19 protein-coding genes are annotated in these 23,726 nt (G+C 71.7%); 8 read left to right on the top strand and 11 right to left on the bottom strand.

Translation table 11 applies throughout. From position 1 onward, the window contains the following. Window positions 1–77: 77 nt before the first annotated feature. Genes bpln_RS26295 through bpln_RS26275 form a run of 5 tightly spaced genes read left to right on the top strand, consistent with a single transcriptional unit; the run spans window position 78 to window position 6,298 of the window. Window positions 78–860 (top strand): DUF3050 domain-containing protein, encoded by a 783-nt coding sequence (locus bpln_RS26295; protein ID WP_055140462.1) that lies wholly within the window; start codon window positions 78–80, stop codon window positions 858–860. Further along, window positions 857–1,243: a cupin domain-containing protein gene (locus tag bpln_RS26290; protein ID WP_042628107.1), complete on the top strand. Its 387-nt coding sequence runs from the start codon at window positions 857–859 to the stop codon at window positions 1,241–1,243. The genes bpln_RS26295 and bpln_RS26290 overlap by 4 nt, the downstream gene beginning before the upstream one ends. Beyond that, window positions 1,240–2,166 (top strand): diiron oxygenase, encoded by a 927-nt coding sequence (locus bpln_RS26285; RefSeq protein WP_042628106.1) that lies wholly within the window; start codon window positions 1,240–1,242, stop codon window positions 2,164–2,166. Before bpln_RS26290 ends, bpln_RS26285 begins: the two co-directional genes overlap by 4 nt. Before the next feature lie 9 nt (window positions 2,167–2,175). After that, window positions 2,176–5,754 carry an amino acid adenylation domain-containing protein gene (locus bpln_RS26280; protein ID WP_055140461.1) on the top strand — a complete coding sequence of 1,193 codons (3,579 nt, stop codon included), beginning with the start codon at window positions 2,176–2,178 and terminating at the stop codon, window positions 5,752–5,754. 55 nt (window positions 5,755–5,809) lie between these two features. Further along, on the top strand, window positions 5,810–6,298 hold the full coding sequence (locus bpln_RS26275; protein ID WP_042628104.1) for an SRPBCC family protein: 489 nt from the start codon (window positions 5,810–5,812) through the stop codon (window positions 6,296–6,298). Window positions 6,299–6,418: 120 nt separating this feature from the next. On the opposite strand, the gene bpln_RS26270 is transcribed toward bpln_RS26275, so the two are convergent. Next, complete coding sequence (locus bpln_RS26270) at window positions 6,419–7,192, bottom strand: AraC family transcriptional regulator (RefSeq protein ID WP_042628103.1); 774 nt, start codon at window positions 7,190–7,192, stop codon at window positions 6,419–6,421. A gap of 121 nt (window positions 7,193–7,313) precedes the next feature. On the opposite strand from bpln_RS26270, the gene bpln_RS26265 reads away from it, so the two are divergent. Genes bpln_RS26265 through bpln_RS26255 form a run of 3 tightly spaced genes read left to right on the top strand, consistent with a single transcriptional unit; the run spans window position 7,314 to window position 11,662 of the window. Then, window positions 7,314–8,810, top strand: a complete 1,497-nt coding sequence (locus bpln_RS26265) for an efflux transporter outer membrane subunit (RefSeq protein ID WP_055140460.1) — start codon at window positions 7,314–7,316, stop codon at window positions 8,808–8,810. 60 nt (window positions 8,811–8,870) lie between these two features. After that, window positions 8,871–9,989, top strand: coding sequence for an HlyD family secretion protein (locus bpln_RS26260; RefSeq protein WP_042628101.1), 1,119 nt, complete (start codon window positions 8,871–8,873; stop codon window positions 9,987–9,989). Continuing rightward, window positions 9,986–11,662 (top strand): DHA2 family efflux MFS transporter permease subunit, encoded by a 1,677-nt coding sequence (locus bpln_RS26255; RefSeq protein WP_082465444.1) that lies wholly within the window; start codon window positions 9,986–9,988, stop codon window positions 11,660–11,662. Before bpln_RS26260 ends, bpln_RS26255 begins: the two co-directional genes overlap by 4 nt. A 28-nt stretch (window positions 11,663–11,690) precedes the next feature. On the opposite strand, the gene bpln_RS26250 is transcribed toward bpln_RS26255, so the two are convergent. The 10 genes from bpln_RS26250 to bpln_RS26205 all read right to left on the bottom strand — a co-directional run bounded on the left by bpln_RS26250 (window position 11,691) and on the right by bpln_RS26205 (window position 23,274). Further along, window positions 11,691–12,728 carry a HEAT repeat domain-containing protein gene (locus bpln_RS26250; protein WP_055140459.1) on the bottom strand — a complete coding sequence of 346 codons (1,038 nt, stop codon included), beginning with the start codon at window positions 12,726–12,728 and terminating at the stop codon, window positions 11,691–11,693. Window positions 12,729–12,952: 224 nt separating this feature from the next. After that, window positions 12,953–13,198, bottom strand: a complete 246-nt coding sequence (locus bpln_RS26245; RefSeq protein WP_042628099.1) for a 4Fe-4S dicluster domain-containing protein — start codon at window positions 13,196–13,198, stop codon at window positions 12,953–12,955. Window positions 13,199–13,209: 11 nt separating this feature from the next. Next, entirely contained in the window at window positions 13,210–14,985 is a 1,776-nt protein-coding gene (locus bpln_RS26240; protein WP_042628098.1) for a fumarate reductase/succinate dehydrogenase flavoprotein subunit, read from the bottom strand. Next, on the bottom strand, window positions 14,982–15,752 hold the full coding sequence (locus bpln_RS26235; protein ID WP_055140458.1) for a GntR family transcriptional regulator: 771 nt from the start codon (window positions 15,750–15,752) through the stop codon (window positions 14,982–14,984). The genes bpln_RS26240 and bpln_RS26235 overlap by 4 nt, the downstream gene beginning before the upstream one ends. A 185-nt stretch (window positions 15,753–15,937) precedes the next feature. Further along, the gene (locus tag bpln_RS26230) at window positions 15,938–17,320 is read right to left on the bottom strand and encodes an LLM class flavin-dependent oxidoreductase (RefSeq protein WP_042628096.1); all 1,383 of its coding nucleotides are present in this window, start codon (window positions 17,318–17,320) and stop codon (window positions 15,938–15,940) included. A gap of 463 nt (window positions 17,321–17,783) precedes the next feature. Next, window positions 17,784–19,256: an NAD-dependent succinate-semialdehyde dehydrogenase gene (locus bpln_RS26225; RefSeq protein WP_055140457.1), complete on the bottom strand. Its 1,473-nt coding sequence runs from the start codon at window positions 19,254–19,256 to the stop codon at window positions 17,784–17,786. Window positions 19,257–19,351: 95 nt separating this feature from the next. Next, complete coding sequence (locus bpln_RS26220) at window positions 19,352–19,843, bottom strand: Lrp/AsnC family transcriptional regulator (protein WP_042629466.1); 492 nt, start codon at window positions 19,841–19,843, stop codon at window positions 19,352–19,354. Window positions 19,844–19,938: 95 nt separating this feature from the next. Beyond that, window positions 19,939–21,330, bottom strand: coding sequence for an aspartate aminotransferase family protein (locus tag bpln_RS26215; RefSeq protein ID WP_042628094.1), 1,392 nt, complete (start codon window positions 21,328–21,330; stop codon window positions 19,939–19,941). A 145-nt stretch (window positions 21,331–21,475) separates the two neighbouring features. Beyond that, entirely contained in the window at window positions 21,476–22,402 is a 927-nt protein-coding gene (locus bpln_RS26210) for a 2-hydroxyacid dehydrogenase (protein ID WP_055141231.1), read from the bottom strand. 11 nt (window positions 22,403–22,413) lie between these two features. Then, the gene (locus bpln_RS26205; protein WP_042629464.1) at window positions 22,414–23,274 is read right to left on the bottom strand and encodes a GNAT family N-acetyltransferase; all 861 of its coding nucleotides are present in this window, start codon (window positions 23,272–23,274) and stop codon (window positions 22,414–22,416) included. Window positions 23,275–23,726: the final 452 nt, after the last annotated feature.

The following is a 23,726-nucleotide window of genomic DNA, read 5'->3' as shown; positions in this document are numbered from 1 at the left end:
AAGCCGCGAAACAGTGGTCGGCGACGTTGTTCGGAACATCTGGTTTTTGCCTGATTGGACACCGAGAGGAGAGTGCCGTGAATCAAGTCGAAGCATTGGAACGGAAAATCAGCGAGCAGCACGAGCGCCTCGCGCATCACCCGGTATTCGGATCGATCCGGACCATCGACGAGCTGCGTGTCTTCATGGAATGGCACGTGTTCGCGGTGTGGGATTTCATGTCGCTCGTCAAGCGGCTGCAGCTCGACCTGACCACCGTCACGCTGCCGTGGGTCGCGCCCGCGAATCCGAACGCCGCGCGCCTGATCAACGAGATCGTGCTTGGTGAGGAATCCGATGAAACGCCGAAAGGCCACATGAGCCACTACGACCTGTATCTGCACTCGATGCGCGAGGTCGGCGCCTCGACGGCGCGCATCGAGGAGATGATCGCGCTGGTGCGCTCGGGCTTCTCGGTGTCGGCGGCGCTGAAGACGGTGGATGCGCCGGCGCCGGTGGCGCGCTTCGTCGAAGCCACGCTCAACGCCTGCACGGCCGGCGAGACGCATCAGGTGCTCGGCAACTTCTTCTACGGCCGCGAGAACGTGATCCCGGACATGTTCCGCACGCTGCTCGACGAATGGAAGATCGACCGCGAATCGATCCCGCTGCTGGCCTACTACCTCGATCGCCATATCGAGGTCGATTCGGGCGAGCACGGCCCGGCCGCGCGCGCCATGATCCGCGAAGCCGCGGGCGGCGATCCGGCGAAGTTCGAGGAGGCGCTGCAGGCCGGCCTGGACGCGATCGAGGAACGCCTGCGGCTGTGGGACGGCCTGCTCGCGCACCTCGGCGAGACGCGCAAGCTGGTGACGGCATGAAGCCCGCGCTGATCGAGAAGATCGTCGACTTCGGCGCGCTCGACTGGGAGCACCCGCCGCATTTCGACGAGGGCATCGACCAGGTGGTGCTGGTCGATACGCTCGACGAGCACGCGAAGCGCGGCATGCGCACGCGCATCGTGCGCTTCGCGCCGGGCCGCGGCACGCTGGTGCCGTTCGTGCATGACTACCACGAGGAGGTCTACCTGATCACCGGCGACCAGAGCCGCTACGACGTGGGGTCCCAGGTGCGTTTCGAGACCTACCAGCCGGGCAGCTATTTCGTGCGCCCGGCCGGCACGCCGCACGGCCCGCTGTGCAGCGACGCGGGCTGCCTGCTGCTGGAGATCCACTATTACGGCCACCGGGAGGACGCGCGATGACCGCCGCCACGCCCTACGTCAGCCACGCCGATCGCTGGGAGGCGCGCGCGACGGTGCGCTCGCGCCCGCGCCGCGTCGTGGAGGACGACGCGCTGCACTATTACCCGATCGATCGCCAGCCGCTCTGCGCGCATCCCGCGATCGTCGACGCGGGCGACGCGGTGCGCGACTACGTGCTGCTGCAGAGCTTCTACAAGTACATCCAGGACGTGATCATCTTCGAGACGGAGATCGTCAACGCGACGGCGCTGCGCATCGCGCGCGGACGCTTCGCGCATCCGTTCCCGTTCGCCTGCCGCCAGGACGCGATGACGGTGGTGATCGACGAGGATTACCACGCCTACGTGGCGATGGACTACCTGCGGCAGGTGGAGGAGAGCACCGGCATCGCGCCGCTGCCGCCGAACCAGGAGATCGAGCTGTCACGCGCGATCCCGCGCGCGATCGAGCGCGTCGGGCCGGCCCATCGCGACGGCATGGACCTGCTCTGCGTGGCGATCTCCGAGAATACCGTCACGGCCGAGGTCGCCGCGTTCGCGCGCGACGCCACGCTCAAGCGCTCGGTGAAGGGCGTGATGTCCGACCATCTGGCCGACGAGGGGCGCCATTCGAGCTTCTGGATCAGTCTCGTCAAACTCTACTGGTCGCAGATCGACGAAAGCACGCGGCTCGCGCTCGGCGAGGGGCTGCCGTGCTTCCTGCAGGAGTACCTGAGCGCCGACCTGCAACTGCAGTTCGACCGCCGGCTGATCGAGTCGCTCGATCTGCCCGCCGGAACCCGAGCACGGATCGCGGCCGACATGGTCGGCGCGTATCCGATCACGAGCCAGCATCCGATGATCGTCAACATCCGGCAGTTCTTCGAGATGAGCGGGCTGCTGGATCACGCGCCGACCCGCGCGGCGTTGTCCGATTACCTGTGAGCGGCGGCGATGAAAGCGATCAACATAGCGATCGGCGGGCAGACCCGCCTGGCGGCCCGGCTCGCCGCTGAACTCGAGGAAACCGGCCATCAGGTCGGCATCGCGGACGGCCGCGACGGCCCGTTGCGCGAGGCGGCCGGCGCGCTGCTGCTGCCGGTGCCGGCGCCCGGCCCGCTGCTCGACGCGGCCGAATGGTGGATCGCCTGCGGCGAGCCGGACCCGGCGCTCGCCTGCGCGAACGCGCGGCCGCTGCGCTGCGAGATCACGGGCGACGCGTTCCCGCCGCGGCGCGCACGCATCGCCTGGCTGACCGAGGTCGCGCCCGGCGACGCGCGCGTGCTGGCCGAGGACACGCTGCTGCTCGAGGCGGCGCGCAACGGCGCCGACCTGGCCGACACGCTGGCGGCCGCCGTGGTCGAGCTGTTGCACGAAGTGACGAGCCGGATCGCGCGTGACCTTTGCGAGCCGGCCGAGGCACCGCGCGCGCTGCCGTCCGGCGACCTGGCGCTGGCGCTCGATCTGGACCGGCTGGCCGGCTGGCACGCGTCGAACCTGAACACGGCGAACCGGCCCGGCGAGCCGTCGCTGCCCGAACTGGTCTCGCGCGCGGCCGCGACGCGGCCTGGGACGATCGCGCTGGTCGCGCCCGACGGCGTGCTGACCTATCGCGCGCTGGTGGCGCGTGCCATGCGCCTCGCCACGCGGCTCGCGGCGCGCCGCGAGCCGCCGCGCGTCGTCGCGGTGCGGCTCGACAAGGGCGTGGCGCTGTATCCGGCGCTCGTCGGCGTGCTCGGCAGCGGGGCCACCTGCGTGCCGCTCGACCCGGCGTTTCCGGCCGAGCGCACCCGCACGATCCTGCGCGAATCGGGCGCGGACGCGATCGTCGTCGATGCCGGCTTCGATCCCGCGCTGCTCGACGGCGCCGGGATCGAGCTGATCCACTACGACGCCGGTAGCGAGGCCGACAGCGAGGCCGACGGCGACGGCGACGAAGGCAACCACGACGCACGCTGGCCGATCGAGGCCGACGCCGGGCGCGCCGCGCGCTGCGCGGTCGCGATCTACACCTCGGGCTCGACCGGCGTGCCGAAGGGCGTGATGCTCTCGCATCGGAACATCGTGCATTTCTGCCACTGGTATCGCGACTACGTCTCGCTCGACGCGGCGTCGCGCGTGCTGCAGTTCTCGACGGTGGCGTTCGACGCGTCGCTGCTCGACATGTTCCCGACCTGGCTGGCCGGCGCGCTGCTGGTGGTGCCGGCCGAATCGCAGCGCCGCGAGCTCGACGCGCTCGCGGCGCTCGTCGCCGAGACGCGCATCACCCACGCGTTCCTGCCGCCGGCGCTGCTGGCCGCGCTGCCGTCCTGCGAATGGCCCTCGCTCGCGCATCTGGTGACGGGCGGCGACGTCTGCGATCCGGACACGATCGCGCGCTGGAGCGCCGGCCGGCGGCTGCACAACATCTACGGCCCGACCGAATGCACGGTGCTGGCGACCACCGGCGAGCTGCGCGCCGGCGACAGCAACCGCCGCATCGGCCTGCCGATCACGAACGCGCGCTGCTACGTGCTGGCGGCCGGCGACCGCCCGGCCCGCACCGGCGAGGAAGGCGAGCTCTGCATCGCCGGCGCCGGCGTCGGGCTCGGCTATCTCGGGCAGCCGGCGCTCAGCGCCGAGCGCTTCGTGGCCGACCCCTTCGGCGAGACGCCGGCGGCCACGATGTACCGGACCGGCGACATCGCCTGCTGGGAGCCCGACGGCACGCTGCGCTACGTGGGCCGGCGCGACACGCAGCTGAAGATTCGCGGCTTTCGCGTCGAGCCGGGCGAGATCGAGAACGCGGCGCTGGCGGTGGGCCTTTATCGCCAGTGCGCCGTGGTGGCCGACGAGCGCAAGCGGATCCGGCTGTTCGCGGCCAGGCCGGTCGACGCGAACGCCACGCCCGAGGCGCTGCGCGACGCGCTCGCGGCCGCGCTGCCCGATTACATGGTGCCTTACGACGTGACGGCGCTCGACGTGTTCCCGGCCACCGCCAACGGCAAGATCGACCGCGCGGCGCTGGCGCGGCTGCCGCTCTCGCGTGCCGGCGCCGACGCGCACGAGCCGCCGCGCGGCCCGCTCGAGATCCGGCTCGCCGCGATGTGGGCGGCGCTGCTCGAACTCGCGCCCGGCGAGATCGGCCGCGACGATTCGTTCTTCGAGCTGGGCGGCCATTCGCTGCTGGTGTCGCGCCTGATGCTGGCCGTCAAGCGCGAGCTGGGCGGCAACGCCGCGCTCGCCCGCTTCATGGAACGGCCGACGGTGGCGGCGCTGGCCGCGCTGTTGACCGACGACACGCTTCAGCGCGGCGCCAACGTCCCGCCGCGCGTACACGAGGATCGTCGTCTACCCGACGACGTGCGTCCCGCCGCCGACCAGGCAGCGGGCGAGGGGCCGGGCGCGCTGCTGCTGACGGGCGCGAACGGCTTTCTCGGTACCTTCCTGCTGAGCGAACTCGTCAGCCGCACCAGCCAGACCGTCTACTGCATCGTGCGCGGCGAGGACGATGCCACGGCGCGCCGCCGGCTCGACGAGGCCGCGCTCGTCAACGGGCTCGGCCACCTGTGCGGGCATCCGCGCGTGCGCGTGCTGCGCGGCGAACTCGGCGCGCCGCGCCTGGGCCTGGCCGACGAGCCGTGGCGCCAGCTCGCGGCCGAGGTCGGCGTGATCTATCACAACGGCGCGCACGTCAACCACGTCTACGACTATCCGTTCCTGCACGCGGAGAACGTCGGCTCGACGCTCGAACTGCTGCGCCTTAGCTGCCTCGGGCGTCGCAAGTCGCTGCATTTCGTCTCGACGCTGTCGGCCGCGAGCGCGATCGACGCGGCCGGCCGGCTGCCCGAGGCGAACCCGTCGGATACCGGCCCCGCCTATGTCAACAACGGCTACAACCTGACGAAGTGGGTGTCCGAGCATCTGGTGGCCGAGGCCGCCGCGCGCGGCATCGACACCACCATCCTGCGGCCCGGCAACATCACCGGCCATGCGCAAAGCGGCCTGTGCCAGCCGGGCCGCAACCGGATCCTGCTGCTGCTCAAGGGCTCGATCCAGCTCGGTTATGCGCCGCTCGCGAGCGAGGGCGGCCAGTTCGACCTGAGCCCGGTGGATTGTCTCGCGCGCGCGATCGTGGCCTGCACGCTCGACGCCGAGCGCAGCGAGCGCGTGTTCCATCTGCACAACCCGGCGCCGCTCGACTGGGCCGGCTACCTGCGCGCGCTGGCCGGGCGCGGCTACCGGCTCGAATTCGAGTCGCAGGACAGCTGGCGCGAGCGGCTGCTGTCGATCGACGAAACGAACGCGCTGTTCGACGTGGTGGCGTTCTATCTCGACGACCGGCAGGACGACATCGGCGACATGTCGGTGATCGACCACGCGCGCACCGGGGCCGTGCTGCGCCGGCTCGGCGTGAGCTACCCGGACAAGGACGAACGGCTGCTGGCCGCGCATTTCGGCTATCTCGTCGAATGCGGGTTCCTGCCGCCGCCGCCCGAGCCCGCCGCGTCGCACGAGGACGCCGCGCGGCGCGACCCCGAACCCGCCTGGTAGGCGGTCCGCCATTCCCCCCGAGTTTTTCATGGTTCGCATCATTCAAGGAGGCATCATGCTGCAACGTACTGCACCGGACGTTCGACCGTCCACCCTGGTCTACGCACCCGACACGCCGATCCTGTCGGGCACCGCCGATCTCGAGGTTCCCGCGCGCGACGCCTGGCGCGTGGTCGGCGACTTCGCCGGCTTCGCCCGCTTCATCACCGGGCTCGACCATACCGACATGATCGGCGAGGGCGTGCGCGCGCTGCGCGTCAAGCGCTTCGTCGACGGCAACTTCGTGGTCGAGCAGCTCAACAGCCACGACGACGCGGCCATGGTCATGACCTGGAGCCTGATTCACACCTCGTTCGACATCGGCAACCTGTGGGCGCTGATGCGGGTCGAGCCGCGCGGCGAGCGGGCCTGCACCGTGACCTGGGACATCGCCGGCGAGCCGTCGCATGGCGGCGCGGCGCGCCAGCCCGAGTTCAACGCGTTCGTCACGGGGTTCCTCGAGATGGCGATGACCAATCTGCGCGCGCTGTTCAAGCCGCAGTGATGGTGGCGCCCGGCGCGCCGGGCGGGCTGCGTGCTTTCGGTCGGCTTCGTGTGTTTCGCGCGCGCCGCGCCGCGCGATCGTCGCGGAACGGACAGATGGCGGCCCGGCGGCCCGGCGCGCTCAGCGCCGCTCGAAATACTCGCTCGGCGGCACGCCCAGCGCGCGGCGGAACATCGCCGAGAACGCGCTCGGGCTGTCGTAGCCGTGCTCGAGCGCGAGTTCGAGGATCGAGGTGCCGGCGGCCAGCCGCGGCAGGCTCAGCAGCAGCCGCGCGTGGCGGCACCAGGCGCCGTGCGTCATGCCGGTCTCGCGCTTGAACAGGCGCGCGAAGGTGCGCTCGTTCATGCGCGCGTCGGCGGCCCAGTCCGGCAGCGCGACGGTCGAGGACGGATCGTTGAGCAGCCGCGTGCAGAGCCGCGCGAGCACCGGCTGGTGCGGCATCGGCACGTGCAGCGAGAGCGGCGGCGCGATCTCGATCTCGTCGAGGATCAGCGCGAGCACGCGCCCGCTGCGGCGCGTCAGGTCGTAGTCGGCGGGTAGCCCGCAGGCGGTCACGATCAACTCGCGCAGCAGCGTGCCGACGCCGATCACGCGGCATTCGCGCGGCAGGCCCGGCCGGACCTCGGGGCCGACGAACACGGTGCGCAGCTGCACCCCGCCGGCGGTGCGGATCTCGTGCTCGATGCCGCCCGGCACCCACACCGCGCGGCCGGTCGGCACCACCCAGCTGCCCGCTTCGGCATGCACGATGGTCACGCCCGAGATCGCGTGGATCAACTGGTTGTGGCGGTGCGTGTGCGGCGGGTAGGCGACGCCGTCCGGCGAGTCCGACGCGAACGCGGCGATCTGCTTGTCCAGGTCGAGGCGTTCGAGGGCGGCGAAGAAGTTGTCCAATTGTCCTTTTCTCGACGACGAATGCGCGATGCGCGCGAGACCAACCATTGGTGCCGAAATTACCATAAGTCCACCGTTTGATTCGATCCGCCGCTTGCCCGAGCCTCTTTCCCGATCTCCGATGCGCGACCCGTCCGTTTCGTCCCTCGCTTCCGCCTTGTCGCGCGCCGTGCCGCGCCGGCCGCGGCCTGCCACCGTCGCCGGCGCGGCCGGCCTGCTGTTCGCGGCGGCGCTGCTGGCCGGCTGCTCGGTCGGCGAGCCGTACCGGCCGCCCGCGCCCGACGCGGCCCGCGGCGCGCCGTTCGATGCCGCCGGCGAGGCGCGCGTGACGAGCGGCGGCGACCTTCCCGACCAATGGTGGCGGCTCTACGACGATTCCGCGCTCGACGCGCTGGTGAGCGACGCGCTGGCCGGCAACCGCGACCTGGCGGTGGCGGCGGCGCGCGTCCAGCGCGCGCGCGCCGTGCTCGACGAGGCCGGCGCCGCGCGGCTGCCGGATACGCAAGCCGGCTTCGGCGTCGACTACGGCAAGCACGACGCCGACCAGATCGAGGCCGCCGCCGACGGCACCCGCGCCCCGACGCGCTGGGGTTTCGCGCCGTCGTTCGCGTTCTCGTGGGAAGTCGACCTGTGGGGGCGCGTGCGCCACCTCGTCGATGCCGCGCGCGCCGACGCCCAGGCGATGCAGGCCGCCTCCGACGCGATGCGCGTGGAGGTGGCGAGCGAGACCACCGCCGCCTACGTGCGGGCCTGCGCCTACGGCGAGCGGATCGACGTGGCCGAGCGCTCGATCGACATCGCCGACCGGCTGGCCGCGCTGACCGGCAAGCAGCGCACCCACGGCCTCGTCTCGGACCTGGAGGTGGCGCGCTCGCGCGCGTTCGCCGACGACACGCGCACCGCGCTGCCGGCGCTGGCCGGCGCGCGCCGCGCCGCGCTCTACGAACTCGCGGTGCTGACCGGCCGCCCGCCCGACCAGATCCCGGCCGCCGCCGCGGCCTGCCACGCCACCCCGGTGCTGGCCCGGCCGTTCCCGGTCGGCGACGGCGCCGCGCTGCTGCGGCGCCGCCCCGACGTGCGCGAGAGCGAGCGCCGGCTGGCCGCCGCCAACGCGCGGATCGGCGTGGCCACCGCCGATCTCTATCCGTCGATCCAGCTCGGCGGCTCGGTGAACTGGCTCTCGACCACGGGCGACCCGTCCACGCTCGGCAACAAGTACGCGATCGCGTGGGGCGTCGGCCCGCTCATCACCTGGCATTTCCCGAACCTCGCGGCCAACCGCGCCCAGCTCGCCCAGGCGCATGCGGACGACGCGGCCGCGCGCGCCTCGTTCGATGCGCAGGTGCTGCGCGCGCTGAAGGAGACCGAGCAGGCGCTGACGCTGTACGGCGCCGCCTGGCGCCAGCACACCGCGATCGAGACGGCGCGCGGCGAGCACGCGCGCGCCTACCGGCTCGCCGAGGCGAACTACAAGGCCGGCGCGCTCGATTTCCTCGGCGTGCTCGACGCGCAGCGCAGCCTGGTGGCGGCCGATTCGGCGCTGGCCGTCTCGACCCAGCAGGTGGCGCTGGACCAGGTGGCCGTCTTCAAGGCGCTGGGCGGCGGCTGGCAGCAGTAGCCGGATCCCGCGCCGGCATTCCGGCATTTCGTCTCCAACCCCTTCATCCCGACTCCGATCATGAGCACGACCGCCGTACCCGAGAAAACCGCCCGACTCACGAAGCGCCACTGGATCGTCGCCGGCGCCGTGATCGGCGTCGTCGCGCTGGCCCTGTTCGGCTGGCGCTGGTGGACGGTGGGCCGCTTCATCCAGAGCACCGACGACGCCTACGTGCGTGCCGACATCGTGACGGTCAGCCCGCGCGTGTCGGGTTACGTGACGCGGGTGGCGGTGGACGACGACCAGCCGGTGCATCGCGGCGACGTGCTGGTGCGGCTCGACGACCGCGACTACCGCGCGAAGGTGGCCGACGCGCAGGCCGCGGTGGATGCCGCCGAGGCGACGCTCGCGGCCGAGCAGGCCGCGGCCGCGACGCTCGACGCGCAGGTCGGCCAGCAGCACAGCGTGATCGCGCAGGCGCGCGCCGACGTGGACGCCGCGCGCGTCGAGGCCACCCGGCGCGACACCGACGCCGCGCGCTACAAGGCGCTGCTGGCCGAATCGGCCGCCAGCGACCAGCGCTGGGAGCAGGCCCATGCCGAGGCGATGACGGCGCGCGCGCAGCTGGCGCGCGCGGGCGCGGCGCTGCAGGCGCAGACCGACCAGGAGACCGTGCTGCGCCGGCGCCGTGAGCAGAGCACGGCGGTGATCGGCCAGGCGCGCGCGCGCGTCGAGGCCGCCCGCGCGAAGCTCGAGCTGGCCGGCCTCGATCTCGAGCACACGGTGATCCGCGCCACGCGCGACGGCTCGGTCGGGCAGCGCTCGGTGCGCGCCGGCCAGTACGTGGAGGCGGGGCTGCCGCTGCTGGCCGTGGTGCCGCTCGACGACGTCTACGTGGTGGCGAACTTCAAGGAGACCCAGCTCGGGGCGATGCGCGACGGCCAGCCCGTCGAGATCGACGTCGACACCTATTCGAGCCATACGCTGCATGGCCGCGTGCTCGGCCTGTCGCCGGGCTCCGGCGCCGAGTTCGCGCTGCTGCCGCCCGACAACGCGACCGGCAACTTCACGAAGATCGTGCAGCGCCTGCCGGTGAAGATCCGGCTCGACGCGACGCCGGCCGACGTCGTGCTGCGGCCCGGCATGTCGGTGATCGCGCGCGTCGACACGCATCCGCGCCAGGGAGCCGGCTCGTGACGGCTGCCGCGGCGCCGGCCGCGCACGACGAAACCGTCTCGCTGCGCGCCTGGGTGGCGGTGCTCGGCGGCGTGTTCGGCTGCTTCATGGCCGGCATGAACGTCCACGTCACGAACGCGGCGCTGCCCGACATTCGCGGCTCGCTCGGCGCGAGCTTCGAGGAGGGCTCGTGGATCACCACCGCCTATCTGGTGGCCGAGATCGTGGTGATCCCGCTCACCGGCTGGCTGGTCAAGGTGTTCTCGGCGCGCCGCGTGCTGCTGGTGGGCACCAGCGGGTTCCTGCTGTTTTCGCTGACCTGTTCGTTCGCGCCCACCATCTCCACCATGATCGCCTCGCGCGCGCTGCAGGGCGCGTTCGGCGGCGTGCTGATCCCGCTGTCGTTCCAGCTGATCGTCACCGAGCTGCCGCCGTCGCGGCATCCGCTCGGCATGGCGCTGTTCGCCGTCGCCAACAACGTCGCGCAGGCGGCCGGGCCGTCGATGGGCGGCTACCTGACCGACATGTATTCGTGGAACTGGATCTTCTACCTGCAGATCCCGCCCGCGCTCGCGCTGATCGGCGCGATCAGCTGGGCCATCAGGCCGGTGCCGATGCAGCTGGAGAAGCTGAAGCAGGCCGACTGGGCCGGCATCGCCACCATGGCGATCGGCCTGAGCGCGCTGCAGATCGTGCTCGAGGAGGGCGGGCGCAAGGACTGGTTCGCCTCCGACATGATCGTGCAGCTGTCGCTGGTGGCCGCGATCGGGCTGGTCGGGTTCGTCGTGATCGAGCTGCGCCGCGCCGACCCGTTCATCAACCTCGGGCTGCTCGGCCGCTACAACTTCGGCATCGCCAGCCTGATGTATTTCCTGTTCGGCGCGGTGGTGTTCGGCGTGGTGTTCCTGGTGCCGAACTATTTCGCCGAGCTGCACGGCTACAGTGCGCGGCAGATCGGCCTGTCGATGATTCCGTACGGGCTCGTGCAGTTCGTGATGTCGTTCCTGACGCCGCCGATGATGCGGCGCGTCGGGGCGCGCACCACCATCGTGCTCGGCTTCCTGCTGGTGGCGGCCGGCTGCCTGATGAACATCCATCTCGACGCCGACGCGGCCTGGAACGTGATCGTGCCGTCGCTGATCGTGCGCGGCATCGGCCAGTCGCTGGTGGTGATCGCGCTGTCGGTGATGGCGGTGGACGGCATCGAGAAGGCGCAGCTCGGCTCGGCCTCGGGCGTGTTCAACATGGTCCGCAACGTCGGCGGCGCGATCGGCATCGCGGTGGCGAGCCAGATCGTGGTGGAGCGCCAGAAGCTGCACGCGATGCGCATCGGCGAGGCCGTCACGCCGTTCTCGGAGGCGTTCCAGCAGCGCATGGCGGTGCTCACGCGGCTGCTCTCGCGGCTGCACGCGCCGCTCGCCGACGCGCTGCCGGGCAGCGCGTTCGGCGGCCCCCACCAGACGGCGCTCGCGCTGATCAACCAGCGCGTGATGCGCGAGGCGCTGCTGATGGCCTACAGCGACACGTTCCTGCTTGCCGGGATCGCGATGCTCGGGTGTACCGCGGCGGCGTTCGCGCTGCGCGGCAAGCGGCCGGTGGCGGCGCCGGCGCCGGCGGCCACGGTCGAGCCGCCGCGTGCCGCGCCGGCCGGGGCCGCGATGCCGGCGACGGCCGGGCGGGAGCAGGAGGCGTGAGAGCTTCCGCGGCACGGACCGAAGCGCACTATTCGCGCGCTTCGGCCTGTTCGATCTGCTGAAGCGCGATCCGCACCGCCTTGCGGACTTCCGGATCGGCATCCTGGTGTGCGGCGTGCAGCGCGTCGAGCGCGGCCGGGTCGCGCAGCTCGCCGAGCGCGAGCGCCGCTTCCCGGCGCAGGTTGCTGACGGGATGCGCGAGCAGCGCGGCCACGGCCGGCGTGGCCGCGCGCGCGCCGATGCGGCCCAGCGCGCGCGTCGCACGCAATCGTACCTGCCAGTAGGCATCATCGAGCGCCGCCGTCAGGGCTTCGACGGCCCGGATTTCGCGCCGCTTGCCGAGCGTGGTGGCCGCTTCCTCGCGCACCTGCCATGCGTCGTCCGCCAACGCGGCCAGCAGGGCGGCGGCGACGGCTTGGTCCACTTCATCCGAATCGTCCGCTTCGTCCTCGGGGACGAAGCCGAGCGCGCCGGCCGCCGCGCGGCGCAGTGCCGGATGCGGATCGCCCACCGCCAGCGCGGCCAGACGCGGCAGCGCGCGCCGCTCCTTGAGCCAGCCGAGCACGGCGATCGCCTCGAGCCGCAGTTCGGCATCGGCGGTATCGAGCGCGGCCAGCGCGGGCGCGTAGGCGTCCGGGTGGCGCAGCTCGCGCAGGCCGCGCAGCACCGCGCGCGCGGCGAACGGGTCATGGTGGCCGGCCCGGCGCCGCAGCGTGTCGCCCGAGGCCGGATCCTTCAGTTCGGACAGGCTTTGCGCGGCCGCCTCGCGCACGCCGGGGCCGGTGTCGAGCAGTGCCGCGCACAGCGCGTCGACGGCGTCGGGCTGCTCCCACGCGGCCAGCGCGAGCGCCGCCTCGCGGCGCACCTCGGCGGCCGGATCGGCGGCCAGCAGCGCGACGAACACCGGCACCAGCGCCGGGTCCTCGAGATCGGCGAGTTCGAGCAGCGCGATGCGGCGCACGGCCGGATCGGCGTCGGCCGCGCGGGCCAGCAGCGGCGCCGCGGCGGGATCGGCCGCGTCGAACGCGGCGAGCGAGGCGAACGCGGCGGCGGGAAGGAGAGTCATCGGTCGGTTTCTCGGTGTGGGGCGGTGGAATCGGGCGGGCAGGCGCGCGTCGATGCCGGGCCGCGTGCCTGGGCGACGCCCCGCCGTTCAGGCCGCCGCCTTGGCAGCGGCGGCCCGGTTCGCGCCAGGCGCCGCGCTCGGGCGGCCTCGCATCGAAGGCGCGCGGCGCATCGGGCATGCGATGCCGGCTTCGCCGGTTGCCCGTCGTGGTGTCGGCGGCGCCGTCAGCGCAGCAGATACGGAATCGCCACCTTCACGGCGCCGGTCGGGCAGTCGCGCTCGCAGGGCAGGCAGTACCAGCATTCGTCGAACTGCATGTAGGCCTTGCCGGTGGTGGCGTCGATCGCGAGCAGGTCGAGCGGGCAGACGTCGACGCAGACGGTGCAGCCCTTGTCGGCGATGCAGAGCCCCGCGTCGATCGTGACGGGCGCGCTGCTGCGTTGCAGGATGTCGTGCGGCGTGGTGGGCATGGCGGTGTTCCTCAGTGGGCCGTGAGCGGATGGGGTGCCGCGGCGGGGGGCGTGACGGTGCCCGCCGCGCCCGGCTCGCGGATGCGCAGTCGGGAATAGGCGCCGAGTTCGTGGTCGGACACCGGCACCACGTAAGGCTCGATCGCGCGTTTCTCGCTGACCATGCGGCCGTCGGCATCGCGGCGCAGATGGGTATGGCAGAACCAGTCGCGATCGTTGCGCCGCGGATGATCGACGCGATGGTGGTAGAGCCCCCAGCGGCTTTCGGTGCGAAACAGCGAGGCGCGCGCGGCCATCTCGGCGCAGTCGCGGATCGCGCCGACCTCGGCGGCGCGCATCAGCTCGTGCGGATGGCTGGCCTTGAGCGCGCCGATGTCCTCGGCGATCTCGGCGAAGCGCTGCAGGCCGATCTCCATCTTGCGCGTGACCTTCGGCGGCTGCAGGTAGTCGTTCACCATGCGCCGCAGCTTGTATTCGACCTGCGCCGGCGCGAGCCCATGCTCGCGTTGCAGCGGCGCCAGCACGCGCTCGCGCTCGGCCGCCACCTGCGCGTCGTCGACGGGCGCCAGCTCGCGGCCCGCGATCTCGTCGGCCGCGTGCGCGCCCGCGAACCAGCCGTAGGTGAACGCGCCCAGCATGTAGTTGTGCGGCACCGCGGCCATGTCGCCGGCCGCGTAGAGGCCCGGCACGGTGGTGCGAGCGTGCTCGTCCACGTACACGCCCGAGGCGCTGTGGCCGCTGCACAAGCCGATCTCGGAGATGTGCATTTCCACCATCCGGTGCCGGTAGTCGGTGCCGCGCCCTTCGTGGAAGCGGCCGCGGCTCGGCCGCTCGTTGGTGTGCAGGATCTGCTCGATGGTGCGGATGGTTTCCTCTGCGAGATGGTCGAGCTTCAGGAACACCGGGCCGCGCCCGCTTTGCAGCTCCTGGTAGAACTCCCACATCATCTGGCCGCTCCAGTAGTCGCATTCGATGAAGCGCTCGCCGTTGCCGTTCGCGGTGAAGCCGCCGAGCGGCCCCGTCACGTAGGCGCAGGCCGGGCCGTTGTAGTCCTTGATCAGCGGGTTGATCTGGAAGCATTCGAGGTTCGCGAGCGCGGCGCCGGCGTGATAGGCCATCGCGTAGCCGTCGCCGGCGTTGGTCGGGTTCTCGTAGGTGCCCATCAGGTAGCCCGAGGCCGGCAGCCCGAGCCGACCGGCCGCGCCGCAGCAGAGGATCACGGCCTTGGCGCGGATCACGTGGAATTGCGCGGTGCGGCAGTCGAAGCCCAGCACGCCGGCCGCGCGGCCCTGCGCGTCGGTCAGCACGCGCGTGGCGACGATCCGGTTGGTGATCGCGATGCGCGCGCGCTTGAGCTGCCGGTACAGGATCTTCTTGATGTCGTGGCCCTCCGGCATCGGCAGCACGTAGGCGCCCATGTGGTGGACCTTCTTCACCGCGTAGTCGCCGTTGCCGTCCTTCTCGAACTTCACGCCCCAGCGGTCGAGCTGCTCGATGGTGGTGAAGCTGTGCTTCGCGTAGGCGTAGACGGCCGATTGATCGACGATGCCGTCGTTGGCGATGGTGATCTCGCGCGTGTACTGCTCGGGCGTGGCGTGGCCGGGGATGATCGCGTTGTTGAGGCCGTCCATGCCCATCGAGATCGCGCCGCTGCGCTTGACGTTGGCTTTCTCCAGCAGCAGCACGCGCAGCGCCGGGTTGCGCTCCTTCGCCTTGATCGCCGCCATCGGGCCGGCCGTGCCGCCGCCCACCACCACCAGGTCGTAATCGTGTACTTCGGTGTTCATCGCGAGTTCCTCTGATGTCCGCCAGGTTTGCGGCGATCGACGCGCAGCCGGTACTGGAACGCGTCGCCGCGGAAATACAGGTGTTCGTAGTCCACCGGCCGGCCCGCCTCGTCGTGCGTGAGCCGCTCGATGCGCAGCACCGGGCTGCCGTCCTCCACGCGCAGCGCCGCGACGATGTCGTCGTCGGCGAGGATCGCGTCGATCGACAGGTCCGCATGGCCGAGCGGCACGCCGCAGTCGTTCTCGAGGATCAGGAAGATGTCGCGCGTGGCGAGATCCGCGTTCGCGAGCCGCCTGCCGAGCGCCTCCGGTACCCAGGTCACCTCCAGCGACACCGGCTCGCGGTTGAGCAGCCGCACGCGGTGGATCTCGGTCACGCCGGCGCCCTCGGGCAGGCCGAGCTTCGCGGCCACCCGACGGTCCGCCCTGACCGTCCGCAGGCTGCGCAGCTGGTTCACGATCTCGTAGCCCATCGACGACATCGCCTCGGCAAAGCCTTGCAGCGACGCCACGTTCTGGAACGCCTTGGGCTTCGAGACGAAGGTGCCCTTGCCGTGCAGGCGAAACACCAGCCCTTCCTTCTGCAGGTCGCCGAGCGCCTGGCGCACGGTGATGCGGCTCACGCCGTACATCGCGCAGAGTTCGTGCTCGGACGGCATCCTGCCGTGCGGCGCGTAGCTGCCGTCGAGGATGCGCGCGCGCAGTGCGTCCTTGATCTGCTGGTAGAGCGGCTGCGGATGCAGCGCAAGGAGAGGGGCTTTCGACATGGTCAACTTGTCATGACAAGACATGACAAGTGTAGGGGGCGGCCGTTGCGCGCCAAACCAAGCGATCCTGCTAAGGATTTTCGGTTTGCGAGGGGTGATGCCGCGGCGTGGAAAGCGTCGTCGCAGCGCGTGCCCGGGCGGGCGCGCGCTTGCGGGTGGGTTCGCTGGTACGCCGCCGGTTCGCGTCAGCGCGCGTTGCCGCGCCGGTAGCCGGCGCCCGCGTGCGTGTCCGGCAGCGTCGGGCCGGCGCCGAACAGCTTCTCGCGCAGCGTGCCCTCGGCGTATTCGGTCTTGTAGCGGCCGCGCGATTGCAGTTCGGGAATCACGAGGTCGATGAAGTCCTCGTAGCTCTCGGGCGTGACGGCGCGCGCGAGGTTGAAGCCGTCGATGTCGGTGTCGTCGATCCAGCCGGTCAGCGCGTCGGCCACCTGCACGGGGTCGCCGACGATGGTCGCGTAGCGGCCGCCGAGCGCCATCTGGCCGAGCAGGTCGCGCACGGTCATGCCGCGCCGGCCGTCGGTCACGCGCTGCACCGACGATTCGATGCCGCGCGGCTTGCTGCCGTCGGCCGGCGTGATCTCGTCGTCGAGGTCGAAGGCCGCGTAGTCCACGCCGGTGCCGGCCGCGAAATGCGCGAGGCCGGCCTCGGGGCTCGCGTGGCGCGCGTACTCGGCATGCTTGTCGCGCGCCTCGGCCTCGGTGCGGCCCACGATCACCGTCACGCCCATGAAGATCTTCAGATCGGCCGGGTCGCGGCCCGCCTCGGCGGCCTGCCGGCGCAGCGCGGCCACCAGCTGGCGCGTGCCCTCGCGGCTGCCGCTCGACACGAACACGCATTCGGCGTGGCGCGCCGCGAACGTCTGGCCGCGCCCCGACGAGCCGGCCTGGAACAGCACCGGCGTGCGCTGCGGCGACGGCTCGGCGAGATGGTAGCCGTCCACCTCGTAGAAGCGGCCGTGGTGCGCGATGCGATGCACCCTGGCCGGATCGGCGAACACGCGCGCGGCCCGGTCGCGCCGCACGGCGCCGTCTTCCCAGCTGCCTTCCCAGAGCTTGTAGGCCACTTCGAGATATTCGTCGGCGCGATCGTAGCGTTCGTCGTGCGCGATCTGCCCGGTCAGGCCCATCGCGCGCGCGGCGCTGTCGAGGTAGCCGGTCACGATGTTCCAGCCGATCCGCCCGCCGCTCAGATGGTCGAGCGTCGAGAAGCGGCGCGCGAGCAGGTAGGGCGCCTCGTAGGTCAGGTTCACGGTGATGCCGAAGCCGAGGTGGCGCGTGGCGGCGGCCATCGCCGAGACCAGCAGCATCGGATCGTTGACGGGCAGCTGGATCGACTCGCGCAGCGTGAGGTCGAGCGACTGGCCGTATACGTCGTAGACGCCCACGATGTCGGCGATGAACAGGCCGTCGAACAGCCCGCGTTCGAGCAGGCGCGCGAGGTCGGTCCAGTACGAGAGCGTGTGGTAGTCGGCCGAGCGGTCGCGCGGGTGCGTCCAGAGGCCGTGGTTGATGTGGCCGACGCAGTTCATGTTGAACGCGTTCAGGCGGATCGGCTTGCGGGTCGTCATCGTGGGGGCGGCGCGCCGGAGCGGATGGTCTAAACCGGTCAGCGTGGCATGCCGGCGGGGGCGCGGCAACCAAGGATTTGTGATTTGCTTTGTCGCGCCGGGACCGAAGCGGTCGGACGGCAGGCGTCGGCACGGCGGCGCGAGGAGCGAGGGGCGAGGGGCGAGGGGCGAGGGGCGAGGGGCGAGGGCGCGGCCGGTGCCGGGCCCCAAGGCGGGCGTTCGCAAGCGCTGCCGGGCATGCGGTCCCGCCCGGTTTCGGCCGCGCGGGTCTGGCGGCCGCGCCGCCTGCCGGGGCTCGCTCGCGGCGGGCGCGCCGCGATTGCGCCGGCGCCGGCCGATCATGCCTGCCGCGACGGGCGCGTGGCGCCTGCGGGTCGTGGCGCGGCGGCGGATGCGCGAGCCGCCGCCCGGGCAGGCCGCTCCCGGACGCGAGGCGCCCAAGGCGCCCGAGGCGTCGCGCCGTTCAGTCGAGTCCGCCTTGACACAGGTATTTGATCGACAGATAGTCGTCGAGGCCGTAGCGCGAGCCTTCGCGGCCGTAGCCCGATTCCTTCACGCCGCCGAACGGCGCGGCCTCGCTCGCCAGCGCGCCTTCGTTGATCCCGACGATGCCGGTTGCGAGCCGCGCCGACACGCGCGCGATGCGCCGCACGTCCTGCGTGTAGAAATACGCGGCGAGCCCGAACGGCGTGTCGTTCGCGGCGGCCACCGCCTGGTCCTCGGTGTCGAACGGAAACAGCGCGGCGATCGGGCCGAAGGTTTCCTCGCAGCTCAGCTGCATCCCGGCGGCGGCGTCGGCCAGCACGGTCGGCGCGTAGAAGTTCGGCCCGAGTTCGGGCAGGCGCCTGCCGCCCGTCAGCACGCGGGCGCCGAGCTCGATGGCGTCGCCCACATGGCGCGCGATCTTGTCGACCGCGCGCGCATTGATCATCGGGCCGATTTGCGCGGCCGGGTCGGTGGCCGGCGCGACCTTCAGCGCGGCCACGCGCCCGGCGAGCTTCGCGGCGAAGGCTTCGTAGACGCCGGCCTGCACGTACACGCGATTCGGCGACACGCAGGTCTGGCCGCCGTTGCGGAACTTGGCGGCCATCAGCCCGTCGACGGCGGCGTCGAGTTCGGCGTCGTCGAACACGATGAAGGGCGCATTGCCGCCGAGCTCCAGCGACAGCTTCTTGAGCGTCGCGGCCGATTCGCGGGCGAGCAGCTTGCCGACGGGCGTCGAGCCGGTGAACGTGATCTTGCGCACGCGGCCGTCCGCGAGCCAGTCGGCCACCGCGGCCACGCCGTGCTCGCGCGACGCGGCGATCATGTTCAGCACGCCGGGCGGCACGCCCGCCTCCTGCGCGAGGAACGCGAGCGCGAGCGCGGTCAGCGGCGTGTCCTCCGCCGGCTTCGCCACCACCGTGCAGCCGGCGGCGAGCGCGGGGGCGATCTTGCGCGCGATCATCGCGAGCGGGAAATTCCACGGCGTGATCGCGGCGACGACGCCGATCGGCTCCTTGACCGCGCTCAGCCGCTTGCCGCGCTGCTGCTGCGGAATCAGGTCGCCGTAGGCGCGCGTGGCCTCCTCCGCGAACCACAGCACGTAGGATGCGCCGTAGGCGACTTCGCCGCGCGCCTCGGCGAGCGGCTTGCCCTGTTCGCGCGACATCAGCTTCGCGAGATCGTCGGTGTGCGCGACGATCGCCGCGTGCCAGGCGCGCAGGATCGCGGCGCGTTCCCGGGCGGGCGTCGCGCGCCACGCGGGCAGCGCGCGCGCGGCCGCGTCGGTCGCGGCGCGCGCGTCGGCCGCGCCGCTGTCGGGGGCCTGGGCGACGGTTTCGAGCGTCGCCGGATCGACGACCTCGAAGCGCGCGCCGTCGAGCGCGTCCCGCCACCCGCCGTCGATCAGGTTGGCGGCGCGCAGCAGTTCGGTTCGGTTCAGCGTAAGCGGCATGGCGGGTCCTTGGATGGGGCGATACGGCGGCGCGGGGCGCGGCGGCCCCGCGCGGGCAGCGGACTGCCGCGTTCGAGGTTGCCGGCCGCGATCCATCAGTGCCGGTCGCCGAACAGCGATTCGAGTGGGTAGTGCCGTTTGACGAACGGCGACTTGATGATCACGTAGCTGAAATACTTCTCGATGCCGATGTTCTGCTCCAGCAGCCCTTCGACGATCGTCTGGTAATGGCTCACGCTGCGCGTGATGAACTTGAGCAGATAGTCGTAGCCGCCGCTCGCGAGATGGCACTCGACGATCTCGTCGACCACGCGGATCGCCGCGACGAACCGGTCGAAATCCTCGCGCCGGTGGTCGGCGAGCGTGACCTCGGTGAACACGACCTGCACGTCGCCGAGTTTCTCGAGCTGGATGTGCGCGCCGTAGCCGCCGATGTAGCCGGCCTTCTCGAGCCGCTTCACGCGGATCAGGCACGGGCTGGGCGACAGCCCGACCGCCTCGGCAAGCTCGACGTTGGTCATGCGACCGCGCTTTTGCAACTGGGAGAGGATGCGCAGGTCGATGCGATCCAGCTTGCTGTCCGTCATGTTCACGTGAGAAGGCGTAAATGGAATGTCCGGTCACTGTAGAGTCGATCGATGCTCGCCACAAGCCCGGCTTTCCCTCGCCGGGCCGGTGGCGGCTACGCGTGCGCGAGGTCCAGCGCGCGCAGCACGGCCGGGTCGGCCAGCACGTCGTCGAGGGTCTTGCGCACGCGTTCGAACAGCAGGTCGAACTCGCCCGCGGAGAAGCTCAGCGCCGGCGCGAAACCGAGCACGCCGTCGCCGAATGCACGGAACGTCACGCCGTTCGCGTAGGCGGTCCGGGCGATCCGGTCGGGCAGGTCCAGCGCCGGGTCGAAGCGCGTCTTGCGCGCCTTGTCGGCCACCAGCTCGAGCGCGCCGAGCAGGCCTATCGAACGCGCGTCGCCGACGAGCGGATGCGCGCGCAGCGCGTCGAGCCCCGCGGCGAAGCGCGGCGCCATCGCCTGGCCGTTCGCGAGCAGGCCGCCTTCGTGATAGAGCCTCAGCACCTCCAGGCCGATCGCCGCGCTCACCGGATGCGCGGAATACGTGTGGCCGTGTCCGACCACGGCGGACTCCGAGCGGCTGCCCGCGAGGCCCTCGTAGATTTCGTCGGACATCAGCACCGCGCCCATCGGCGCATAGCCGGCGGTCAGCCCCTTCGCGACGGTCATCAGGTCCGGTTCGACCCGTTCGGCCTCGCAGGCGAACAGCGGGCCGGTGCGGCCGAAGCCGGTGATCACCTCGTCGGCGACGAACAGGATGCCGAGGCGCCGGCACGCGTCGCGCATGGCGCGCAGCCAGCCCGCCGGCGGCACGATCACGCCGCCCGAGCCCTGCACGGGCTCGCAGAAGAACGCCGCGACGTGGTCCGCGCCGAGTTCGGCGACCTTGGCCTCCAGCGCGGCGACCGACGCGGCGATCAGCGCCTCGGGATCGTCGCCGAGCGGGTGGCGGTACGGGTAGGGCGACGGAATATGGTGCTGCTCCGGGCGCGGCAGGTCGAAATGGCGGTGAAAGGCCGGCAGCGCGGTGAGGCCGGCGCCGACCGAGGACGAGCCGTGATACCCGCGTTCGAGCGCAATCATCTGCTTTTTCGACGGCCGGCCGGTCGCGTTGAAGTAGTGCGTGATGAAACGCACCGCGGAGTCCACCGCATCCGAGCCGCCGAGCGTGAAGTACACGCGGTTCAGCGACGGCGGCGCGAGCGACGCGAGCCGCTCGGCCAGCTCGATTGCGGGCGGCGAGCCGAAATGGAAATAGCCGGTCGCGTAGGGCAGTTTCGCCATCTGCTCGGCGGCGGCCTTCACGATGCTGTCGCGGCCGTAGCCGACGTTGACGCACCACAGGCCCGAGAACGCGTCGAGCAGCGTATGGCCGTGGGCATCGCGCAGGAATACGCCGTGCGCGGATTCGAGCACGGTGACGCCGCGCGCCTCGTGCGTGCGGTAGTTGACGACGGGGTGGATCAGGTGTTGACGATCGGCTTCGATCAGCGCGGCTGGGTTCATGGCGGGGGCGGGAGCTCGTCGGTTGTCGGCGGTGAGGACATGCTAACGGGCGAGAAATCCGCATGCGTCTTCAATTTGCCGCCTGGAACGTATGGACACGGCGTTTGCACGGCGCGCCGCGGCATTTTCTGCTGCCGGGCGCGCGTCAGTAGCCGCGCGCGCGGTCGACCACGCCGATCATCGGCTGTCCCGCGCGGTGGCGCGCGAGGTTCGCGAGCACGGCCTCCACCGCCGTGTCGGGCCGCGTCGCGCTGGCGATGTGCGGCGTGATCCGGATGCGCGGATGGCGCCAGAACGGGTGGCCCGCCGGCAGCGGCTCCGGATCGGTCACGTCCAGGATGGCGCTGTCGAGTCGGCCGCTGTCGAGCGCCGCGAGCAGCGCGGCCGCGTCGAGCTGAGGGCCGCGGCCGACCTGCACGAGCGATGCGCCGGCCGGCAGCGCGTCGAACACGCGCGCGCCGAGCAGCCCGCGCGTGCCGTCGGTGAGCGGCAGCAGGCAGACCAGGATGTCGGTGCGGGCGAGGAACGCCTCGAGTGCCGCGTCGCCCGCGTGGCAATCGACGCCGTCGAGCGTGCGCGGCGTGCGGCTCCAGCCGGCGCACGGGAAGCCGAAGCGGCGCAGCATCTCGAGCACGGCCTGCCCGAGCGTGCCGAGCCCGAGCACGCCGACGCGGCGCGACGCGGCCGCGCGCACGGCCTTCGCCTGCCAGGCCTGCGCGCGCTGCTGCGCCGCGTAGTCGAACAGGTCGCGATGCACGGTCAGCACCGCCTGCGTCACGTACTCGACCATGCCCTCGACGATGCCGGGCTCGATCATCCGCACGACGGGAATATGCGCCGGCACGCGCGACAGGTCGAACTGGTCGATGCCGGCGCCCACCGAGAACACCACCTCGAGGTTCGGCAACAGCGCGACCGGATCGTCCGGCGGCTGCCAGGCGGCGAGATAGCGGACCGCCGCGGGGTCGCCGATCTCGGGCCAGATGTGGAACGCGAGGTCGGGCGCGTGTTGCGCGAAGCATTGCGCCCATTGCGCGCCGCGTACCGGATCGGATTTGTACAGGAAGCTCATCGCGCGCGGCTTCAACCGAGTGCCTGGCTCACGATCCCGAACGCGCGCGCTTGCGGATCGCGCGCGGGCACCGCGCCGCGCGCCATTGCCACCACGGTATCGACGCGCGGCAGGCCGAGCCCCTGCAGCCATTCCGACAGCCCGCTGTCGCCGGGCACGTCCAGGCGCACGAATTTCTCCTCGTGCAGCGCGAGCCAGTGGCTGATGAGCGCCTGCGCGCGCAGCGTGTCCGGCGCGATCACCGGGCCGATCACATGACCGCGTCCGAAGCGGCGGAACAGCGCGAAGCCGAGCAGCTCGCCGTCGCGATCGAGCGCGATGCCGTTTGCCACCTCGAGCAGCGCCTCGATCACCACGCCGCGCTCGTAGCCGGCCGTGCGTGACGCGAGCGCGGCCAGGCGCGGGCCGTCGTTGATCCCGAGCGGGCGCAGGCGTTCGCCCGGCGGCAGCGAGATCAGCGGCGGCCGGAACGCCGCGCCCTGGTGCTGATCGACCGTGCCGACCGCCCGGAAACCGAACTTCGCGTAGAGCGGCTCGCCGGCCGGCGTGGCATGCAGGAACAAGGTGCGCGTGCCGAGGCTGTCGACGACGCGCGAGAACAGCTCGCGGCCGATGCCGCGGCCCTGGTGCTCGGGCGACACGATCACCATGCCGAGCGAGGCGTGCGCGTCGTCGAACGGCCAGCCGAGCGCGGTGCCGATGACGCCGGATTCGTCCTCGGCGACGAAGCCGCGGCCGAGCTGATGCACGAAGCGCCAGTCGTCGGGCCGGTGCGGCCACTTGACTGCCACCGAGAGCCGATGCGCGGCGGGCAGGTCGGTTTCGGCGAGCGGGCGATAGGTAAGCGTGCGGGAAGGATTGAGGTCGGCCACGCGGAACTCCAAAGCGGTAGGAATGACGTATCACTCTGCCAGCGCCGGTGCGGCCCGGATAGGACGATTCGCCTGTTTTGCGGCCGTCGGGACCGGGGGCCGACATCGATGGAAACGGGCGCGACCGGCACGCGCGACCGGGCCGGTGCGTGCCGCCACGGCATGCCGATCCGGCAGCCTGCGCCATGCCAATGCCGCGCGAACGCCGCGCGAATGCCACGACCGTCTCGGCGCGGCCGGGGCGTTCGTGAGCGTGCCGCGGCGCGGCCGCGAAGGCCGCCGGCCGGCTCCGGCGGCGTGTTGCCGGGCCTCGCCGCAGATCGTGCTGTTCGTGCTTCGCAACTCGCGGCGAATCTGCGTTTCGCGCGGCGGCAAACGACGCGCGAACGGCTTTTTGCCCTGTTCCAATTTCGTTGAACCCAGCCCGTCCCCGGCCCTGCCGGGGCTTCACA

The sequence above is a fragment of the Burkholderia plantarii genome, assembly GCF_001411805.1.
Lineage (GTDB): Bacteria > Pseudomonadota > Gammaproteobacteria > Burkholderiales > Burkholderiaceae > Burkholderia > Burkholderia plantarii.
This window is presented reverse-complemented; position numbering and strand designations above follow the sequence as displayed.